A 7467-nucleotide genomic window follows, 5' to 3' on the forward strand; every position below is an offset into this window, starting at 1 on the left:
CGTGTTCACTCGCCTGAAAGACCCGGCAATATTCAGGCAGGCTTACGTCGCTTACGACACCGTATGCTGGCCGGGCAACCTCGATATCGCCCCTGAAACCCTCTATGACCGATCGCAGCCCGCGTGATGCTTAACGCCCCCGCCGCGAATCCGCAGAGCCCGGCACAGCATTCGGCCCGAGGGCGGGCCTCCCACCGGGGTGGTCCTGTGGGAGCGGCGCGCACCATTCGGCCCGAGGGCGGGCCTCCCACAGCGTTTTCCTGTGGGAGCGGCGCCCCCGCCGCGAATCTCCCGTCGCCGGCGCAGCATTCGGCCCGAGGGCGGGTCTCCCGTCGGGTCGTCCTGTGGGAGCGGTCCCCCCGCCGCGAAAAAACTGGCCGATCGGCTTGTTCGCCATGACCTCGCCCACTCAAGCAGGCTTGGCTGCGCGCAGCATCACGGCATTCCTGTGGGGCAGCGGCGGTGCATTCCTGCGCTTGTTCATGCAGATAAGCGTTCAGATTGTGCTGGCGCGCCTGCTTGGCCCGGCGCAGTACGGCCTGTTCGCCATGAGCGTGGTAGTGATGACTTTCTCCGCCTTTTTCTCGGACATCGGCTTGGCCTATGGTTTGATCCAGCGCAAGCATCTGGACAGCACCGACATACGTTTTGTATTTACCCTGCAGGTCTTGCTCGGTTTGATCATCACTGTCGCGCTAGCGGCCCTGTCCGGGCCGCTTGCCGGCTTCTTCCGCGAGCCGCGTCTGCAGGCAATCATTCTGGCGCTGGCGCCGTTGGCCCTGTTGCAGGCAATCAGCGCGGTATCGCTCAACCTGCTCAAGCGAGAACTCGATTTCAAGGCACTGCAAATTGCGCAGACCGTCGCCTACTTCTTTGCATACGTCTGCCTCGGTATACCGCTGGGGTTGGCCGGCGCCGGTGTGTGGACCCTGGTGGTGGCCTGGGCGGCACAAAGTCTTTTGTCGCTGCTGTTGATGTATCGGGTTGTACGCCATCCGCTTGCGCCGCTGCTTCGACACCCCGATGCGTTCAGCATGGGGCACTTTGGTGGCACCGTGCTGCTTACGAACCTCATCAATTGGATCATCGGCAATATCGATCGCACCGTGATCGCACGTACTCTCGACAGCACGTCAGTTGGTCTCTACGCCAACGCCTACAACCTGGTCAATGCGCCGTCTGGCAGTATCCTGGGCGTCATGCAACCGGTGCTGTTTTCCGCGTGCGCCAAGGTGCAGCACGAGCCGCAGCGCATCCGCAAGGCCTATCTCACACTCATGGCCGGCATCACGCTGGCGATAATGCCGGTGTTTTTTGCAATTTCCGCGGTCGCGAGCACATTGGTGCTGGCCCTGTACGGGCAACGCTGGGCGCCTGCCGCCGCAGTGTTGCAACCGATTGCATTGGCCATGCCTATGGCCTTGCTGTGGGGTATCACCACCCCGGTGCTGTGGAACACTGGCCGCGCCACACTGGAATTCAAGGTGCAGCTTCCCCTTGCCGGACTGTGGGTGGTGGGTGCGCTGTGGGCTGCGCAGCATTCGCTGGCCACGATGGCGTGGACAGTGTTGGGTCTGATTTGCCTGCGAACACTGCTTTTCACTGTCTTGGCAACGCGTCAAATCGATGTGTCCCTCGGGGAATGCGCCCGCGCTATGCGTGGCGGCGTGATCTTGAGCGTGCTCACTGCGTTGGCGGCATGGGCCGCCGACCGTGTTCTGGTGGCTAGCGCGCTGGGCATGCCGGCGAGGCTCGCCATCATCATCATCACGTGTGGCTTCAGCGTGATGCTGGCTTTGCGTAGCTTTTCTGGCCTGCTCGGCCCTGATTTATCCGGTCTGCTGGCAAGCGCGATCGGACGCCTGCCCGGCCGGGGCAGGCGTGTAGTCAGCTGGTTGCTGGCACCGCAACTGCAGCGTGTGCGCGGCGGATGACTTCATGAAGGATACCTTGCGGCAAATTTCGTTAGTCATACCGCCCTCTAGTTCTGGCCTGAAAGAGCCTGTGAATAGCTCGATCGTCCATGTGAAATGTAGCCACACTATCTTTTTATCTTTCCTCGACATGATGCCCAAGATGTTCATAGGAAACGCCAGTGGGCGAGATACTCGCCATGATGCTATTGGGGCTAATTTCCGCAATTCCATTTTTGGAAGCACACATGATGAAACGCAGCAGAGCTAATCCAAAGGCCTTTATGCGGACAGCGGTTTCGGCCGATGCAAACTTGGCCGGCGCGTGCGCATGAAATTCTCGATAGTGACTGTATGCTGGAACAGCGCGGCGGTTTTGCCGCGTGCACGCGATTCGTTGAGCGCGCAGACGTGCCGGGATTACGAATGGGTGGTGGTCGACGGCGCATCGACGGACGGTACTATGGAAATCGTGCGCGACTTCGATGCGGCACCGGTGGCGAGCGTGAGCGAGCCGGACAAGGGCATTTACGATGCGATGAATAAGGGTGTGCGCATGGCACGTGGGGAGTATGTATTCTTCCTCAATTCGGACGATGCCCTACATGACCCTGATGTGCTGGCGGATGTGGCGCGGATACTGGTGGCGCAGCCGGCGGCTGATCTTCTGTATGGCAATGTGGTCTACGCATACCCGTCCCGTAAGGTGCTTCGAACGTTTGCGCATATCAACGGACTCACCTTACCGTTCGAGAACCTGTGCCATCAGGCGGTGTTTGCGCGGCGGGTGTTGTTCGACAGTGTGGGGACATTCGACACGCGCTTTCGCCTGTCTGCGGATTACGACTGGCTGATTCGCGTATTCCGCAGCGGGGCGCGCACGCGCTGGATCGACCGCCGGGTCGCGCAGTTCACGGCGGGGGGCGCGCACGCGCAGGATGCCCGCAAGCTGGCGGACGAAAACCGGCAGGTACGCCTGCAATATCTGTCGCCGCTTGCCCTGCGCGTCGGCGATCTGGCACGCCGGATTCGGCATCGCTACCACCGGCACTTCCGGGCGCATCCGCTGGGCCAACCGCCCATCGAATCATGAGGACTAACCAGTTCATTCTGCTGGATCACGGTTTCCAGCCTGAATACGAAGCCGGTTTTGCTAGCAGTCTGGCGCGCAACGGCTGGACGGTCGCCTCTGCTGGCAGCAGGTGCGTGCTGGTAGCGCTGGGGCTGCAAAGCCGATGGTTTCTGGGCGCGCAATTGGCGGGCGTGCTGAAAAAAGCGGCGCGGGCGCGCCTGGGGTGGCAGGCATGAACAGCCCGGCGCCAGAACCGGATGGCGCGCCGGCTCTGGTTGAGCGGGCGGTCGCCGGCCCCGGTGATGCGTCGGTGACGGTAGCCGTTTGTACTTTTCGGCGGCCGCAAGAATTGCAGCAGACGTTGCAGGGCTTGTGGGCGCAGCGGGGGTTGACCGGCATCGCTGTCACGGTCGTGGTGGTCGACAACGACTCGCAGGCGTCAGCCAGGGCGGTGGTGGAGTCGGCGCTGCCGCCGTCGCCGTGGTCGCTGCGCTACGTGGTCGAGCCGCGACCCGGGGTGGCGAGCGCCCGTAACCGCTGCCTGCGCGAGGCGCAGACCGAGTTGATCGCCTTCATCGACGACGACGAGGTGCCGGAGCCGACGTGGTTGGCGGCGCTGCTGCGATGCCATTCGTCGACTGCAGCGGATGCGGTGTTCGGCAGCGTCGTGCCGCGTTTCGACGGGCCGCCTCCGGTTTGGTCAATGAACGGGGCGTTGTTCACCAAGCCCCGCTACCCGACCGGCAGCGTGGTCGGTTGGGAAGCGGCGTACACCGCAAACGTCCTGCTGACCCGGCATTTGCTCGAGCTGGCGGGGGGGGCTTTCGACGAACGATTTGCCGCCAGCGGCGGCGAGGACACTCTGCTGTTTTTGCGCGCCGAGCGCGCGGGCGCAAAGCTGGTCTGGTGTGACGAAGCAGTGGTGCACGAGCACTTGCCAACGGCGCGCCTGCGTCTGGCCTGGCTGTTGCGGCGGGCGTTCAAGGGAGGCCAGAACTGGGTTCGCATCAGGGCCCAGACGAGCCCGCATGTGTGGTTGCCGATGGCCCTGCGCGGGGCCGCTTCAGCGCTTCTTTTTGCGTTGCTGCTGCTGCCGGCGCTGCTCGTGTCGCGCGGCACAGCGGTTCGCCAGGCCGTTCGAGTGGCCGGCGGGCTCGGAAAAATGTCGGCCTGGTGGGCGGATCGCGCGGCCGCCGGCGCGGCTGTCCGGCATTACGTCGGCTGAGGGTGTGGCCGTCAACGCCGTGCAAAGTCTCTGTGTTGCACTGCACGATCCGGCAGGGGCAGAAGGCGGCCGGCAGGTCGCCGAGCCTGTCCGGCGCCGCGCGAAGGCAGCCGGCGGATTTGCGGTTTCTTCCTGCTTTCGGGGTGATCCAGATTGATGTACGCACAACCGCTCGGCACTGCGGCGTTGCCGCTGTCTCGGGTATCCACCCGCTGGCCGCCGTTCTCGTCCTGGTTGCTGTTGATGCTGATCGTCGCCAAGCCGCTCAGCGACGCCTTGTACGAGATCGAGGCCGTCAAGTACCTGTACATCCTGCTGCTGGCCGGCGGCGCGTTCCTGGCGCGTGTCGGGCACGCGCTCCGGAAAACGCCCGTGGACGCGCGCAACAGGTACCTGGCCGCGTACATCTTGCTGATGGTGGGGTATTTCTACTACCTGTTCGGCTTGGCGCTGACGTACGGCGGCTTGCTGTCGGTAATTTTCAAGATCGTCAGCCCGTTTGCATTTTTTGTGCTGGTGGCGTTTGCGAACGATCGCTGGCTGATCCACGCGCTGGCGTTGGCGGCCGTGCTGACGATCGTGGTCAACGCCGCCTTGCTGCCGTTCGATTTTGGCTGGACGCAGTGGGGGTCGGTGCGTACGTTCAAGGGCTATTACTTTTTCAAGACCGACCTTGCCTACGCTCTGGTCTTTTCCCTGCTCATCGTCGCGTTCTATCTGCAAAACAGAATCACGCCATTGCTTGGATTGCTGATGCTTCTGGTCGCCGTCCAGGTCGTGTTTGCCAACTCGCGACTGAACTATCTGACACTGCTTTGCGTATTCTTCTTTCTGGCCCTAAAGCAGGGGTTCAGCGCCCGGCTGCTGTTGGTCTACGGCGCGTTGGCGACGGCGGTCGGTGTGATCGCCTTTCTGGTGATCGACCCGTCGCAGCTGCTCGGTTTCGATGTCAGCGACATGGGCAGCTTTTCCCAGGGCCGCAACGAAATCTGGGCAGGCCTGTGGACTGGCATGAAACAATTCACGCTCAGCGAATGGCTGTTCGGTCGGGGATATTTCGGCGACAGCGCACTGCTGGCTGAGCATAGCGCCGCCGGCACAAATATCCACAACGCGCACAACGAACTGCTGCACCTGGTCACCACGCAGGGCCTCGTTGGCCTGTGCGTGTATGCCGGCCTGTGGTTCGGCATGTATCGCATGTGCCGTGCCGCGGATGCCCCGCCGTGGGCGCGGGGCACTCTGGCGGTGGCGATCGTCATCTTCCTGTTTCAGGGGCTGACTACGGTTACGTCACCGTTTGCCACCAAGACGTGGCCGCTGGTCATGGTGTTTCTGGCCGTGCGGGCAACGGCTGTGGTCGGCGACATGCGGGCGCGGGGCGTCGAGTCATGAACAAGCAATCAGTTGTGTTTGTATTGCTGGTTATCATGCACGGCGCTGCACTCGCCGCCAATGGCGCGATGACTCTCGGCTTTCATGTTCACGAGCCAATAAACATCCGGCAGGCGTCACAGGCGGGATACGGCGCCATTCGCCTGTGGGATTCCGCCACCGGTTGGTCGAGTCTGCAATCGTATCGAGGACGCTGGAATTTGCGACGCGTCGAAACCTACCTTGCCGAAAGTGACAAGGCGAACCTGAAAGTTCTGTGGGTGCTCGGCAACACGCCACGCTGGGCCTCGGCCAGACCGGACGAAAAATGCGCCTACGGCTTGGGTTGTGCGGCGGAGCCGGCAAACATCCAGGACTGGCGACGCTACGTGCGCACCATCGCCACCCGGCATCGCGGCCGGGTCGAGTGCTACGAACCCTGGAACGAGGTCAGCTTTCCGACCGATCCGACATTCAGTACGCCGCCCGGTGCCGGGGGGCCTGCGGGGCAGTTTTTCAGCGGCACCGCGGAGGCGATGGTCGCGCTCGCACGTGTGGCTTACGAGGAGATCAAGCGGGCCGACCCGGATGCATGCGTGCTGTCGCCGTCATTTCATCCAACGGCGCGCTGGGCTGATAAATTTGACCGCTTCCTGGCGCTGGGTGGCGGCCAGTACGCGGATGTCATCAGCCAGCATTTTTATTTTCGCGACGAGCCGGAGCAGACGGTGCCGGCCATTCAGGGCATTCGCCGGGTGATGGCGAAGCATTCCGTAAGCCATTTACCGATCTGGAATACCGAGGTTGGCGTGTGGTTTGGGGCGAAACTGAACCAGTGGCCCGGACTTTCGGCCGAGGAGCTCATATATTCACTGACGCTGCGAAGCTATTTGCTCAACGCGTCCCAGGGCGTGAAGCGCGTGTATTGGTATGCATGGGACAACAAGGGTATGGGCTTTTCGGCGCCGGGCATCGATACCCCCCGCGCCGTTGCTGCGGCGACAGCCGCGGTTGGGTTTTTCAACGGCTTCGAGACAGCGGCCTGCCAGTCAACGAACAGTCTTTGGCAATGCGCCGTGCGCACGGGCGGCCGGCGTCTGAAAGTGGTGTGGCTTGCCGGAAAAGACAACGCGGCGCAGCCGATGGTATTGGAGCGGCCGGCCACGCGTTGGGGCAGCACAATGGAGTCCTTTCCCGCCGGGACTCAGATAATGCTCGATGCCCGGCCGGTGATTATCGATGACGATGTATGAACCAAGGCATGTCGAATCGCCAGCGGGTGCGGTGCAGGTGCTGCATGGCACAGGCACCCAGCAAATCGACGCCCGTCCGCCCTTGTTGAGGCCCGGCCCGGCGCCGTTCGGACGAGCGGGTGCCTGAGCGATGAAGGTCTGCATCATCCAGCCGGTCATGAAGCAGTACCGCCTGCCTTTTTTCGAGGCGCTGGCGGGCCGGCTCGGGCGCGAGGGCATCGACCTGCAGGTCGTATATGGCACGCCTTGGGCAGAAGAGGCTAAGCGGAATGATCATGTGGATTTGACATCCGCCATCGGGCTGAAGGTAAACAGCCTGATGTTGGGCGGCAAACTGTTGCTGATCCCCGTCATCAGGCCGTGGTTATCTGCTGACCTGGTAGTCGTCGAACACGCCAACAAGAACCTTCTCAACTACCTGCTTGCTCTGCTGTCGCAGCTTCGGCTCAAGCGCGTGGCCTACTGGGGCCACGGACGCGACCGTCAGGCCGACCCGGCGTCGCGCGCCGAAGGTCTCAAGCGGCGCAGCCTGCACTGGGCCGACTGGTGGTTTGCCTATACGGACGATGCCGCTCGCTACGTGGCAGGGCAGGGCTTCGATGCGGCGCGCATCACCACCGTGCACAACGC

8 protein-coding genes are annotated in these 7467 nt (G+C 62.7%); all 8 read left to right on the plus strand.

Annotated elements, in window-relative coordinates; translation table 11 throughout:
- The first annotated feature begins 1 nt into the window (after position 1).
- Positions 2 to 127 carry a DUF2442 domain-containing protein gene (locus VIR09_RS31595; protein ID WP_414639423.1) on the plus strand — a complete coding sequence of 42 codons (126 nt, stop codon included), beginning with the start codon at positions 2 to 4 and terminating at the stop codon, positions 125 to 127.
- Positions 128 to 395: 268 nt separating this feature from the next.
- Complete coding sequence (locus VIR09_RS14130) at positions 396 to 1934, plus strand: lipopolysaccharide biosynthesis protein (protein ID WP_332013431.1); 1539 nt, start codon at positions 396 to 398, stop codon at positions 1932 to 1934.
- A gap of 310 nt (positions 1935 to 2244) precedes the next feature.
- Positions 2245 to 3006: a glycosyltransferase family 2 protein gene (locus tag VIR09_RS14135; RefSeq protein ID WP_332013432.1), complete on the plus strand. Its 762-nt coding sequence runs from the start codon at positions 2245 to 2247 to the stop codon at positions 3004 to 3006.
- Positions 3003 to 3221, plus strand: a complete 219-nt coding sequence (locus VIR09_RS14140; RefSeq protein ID WP_332013433.1) for a hypothetical protein — start codon at positions 3003 to 3005, stop codon at positions 3219 to 3221. The genes VIR09_RS14135 and VIR09_RS14140 overlap by 4 nt, the downstream gene beginning before the upstream one ends.
- Positions 3218 to 4210, plus strand: a complete 993-nt coding sequence (locus tag VIR09_RS14145; protein WP_332013434.1) for a glycosyltransferase family 2 protein — start codon at positions 3218 to 3220, stop codon at positions 4208 to 4210. The genes VIR09_RS14140 and VIR09_RS14145 overlap by 4 nt, the downstream gene beginning before the upstream one ends.
- Positions 4211 to 4363: 153 nt before the next feature.
- The gene (locus VIR09_RS14150) at positions 4364 to 5605 is read left to right on the plus strand and encodes a hypothetical protein (protein WP_332013435.1); all 1242 of its coding nucleotides are present in this window, start codon (positions 4364 to 4366) and stop codon (positions 5603 to 5605) included.
- Positions 5602 to 6837, plus strand: coding sequence for a hypothetical protein (locus VIR09_RS14155; RefSeq protein WP_332013436.1), 1236 nt, complete (start codon positions 5602 to 5604; stop codon positions 6835 to 6837). The genes VIR09_RS14150 and VIR09_RS14155 overlap by 4 nt, the downstream gene beginning before the upstream one ends.
- Before the next feature lie 157 nt (positions 6838 to 6994).
- Positions 6995 to 7467: glycosyltransferase (locus VIR09_RS14160; RefSeq protein WP_332013437.1), on the plus strand; the 473-nt coding region annotated here is incomplete at its 3' end.

The organism is Achromobacter sp., from assembly GCF_036567245.1.
Classification (GTDB): Bacteria; Pseudomonadota; Gammaproteobacteria; order Burkholderiales; family Burkholderiaceae_B; genus Achromobacter.

Coding starts and splice junctions, on each gene's coding strand:
- VIR09_RS14130 (WP_332013431.1), top strand. CDS start 396: ATGACCTCGCCCACTCAAGCAGGCTTGGCTGCGCGCAGCATCACGGCA.
- VIR09_RS14135 (WP_332013432.1), top strand. CDS start 2,245: ATGAAATTCTCGATAGTGACTGTATGCTGGAACAGCGCGGCGGTTTTG.
- VIR09_RS14140 (WP_332013433.1), top strand. CDS start 3,003: ATGAGGACTAACCAGTTCATTCTGCTGGATCACGGTTTCCAGCCTGAA.
- VIR09_RS14145 (WP_332013434.1), top strand. CDS start 3,218: ATGAACAGCCCGGCGCCAGAACCGGATGGCGCGCCGGCTCTGGTTGAG.
- VIR09_RS14155 (WP_332013436.1), top strand. CDS start 5,602: ATGAACAAGCAATCAGTTGTGTTTGTATTGCTGGTTATCATGCACGGC.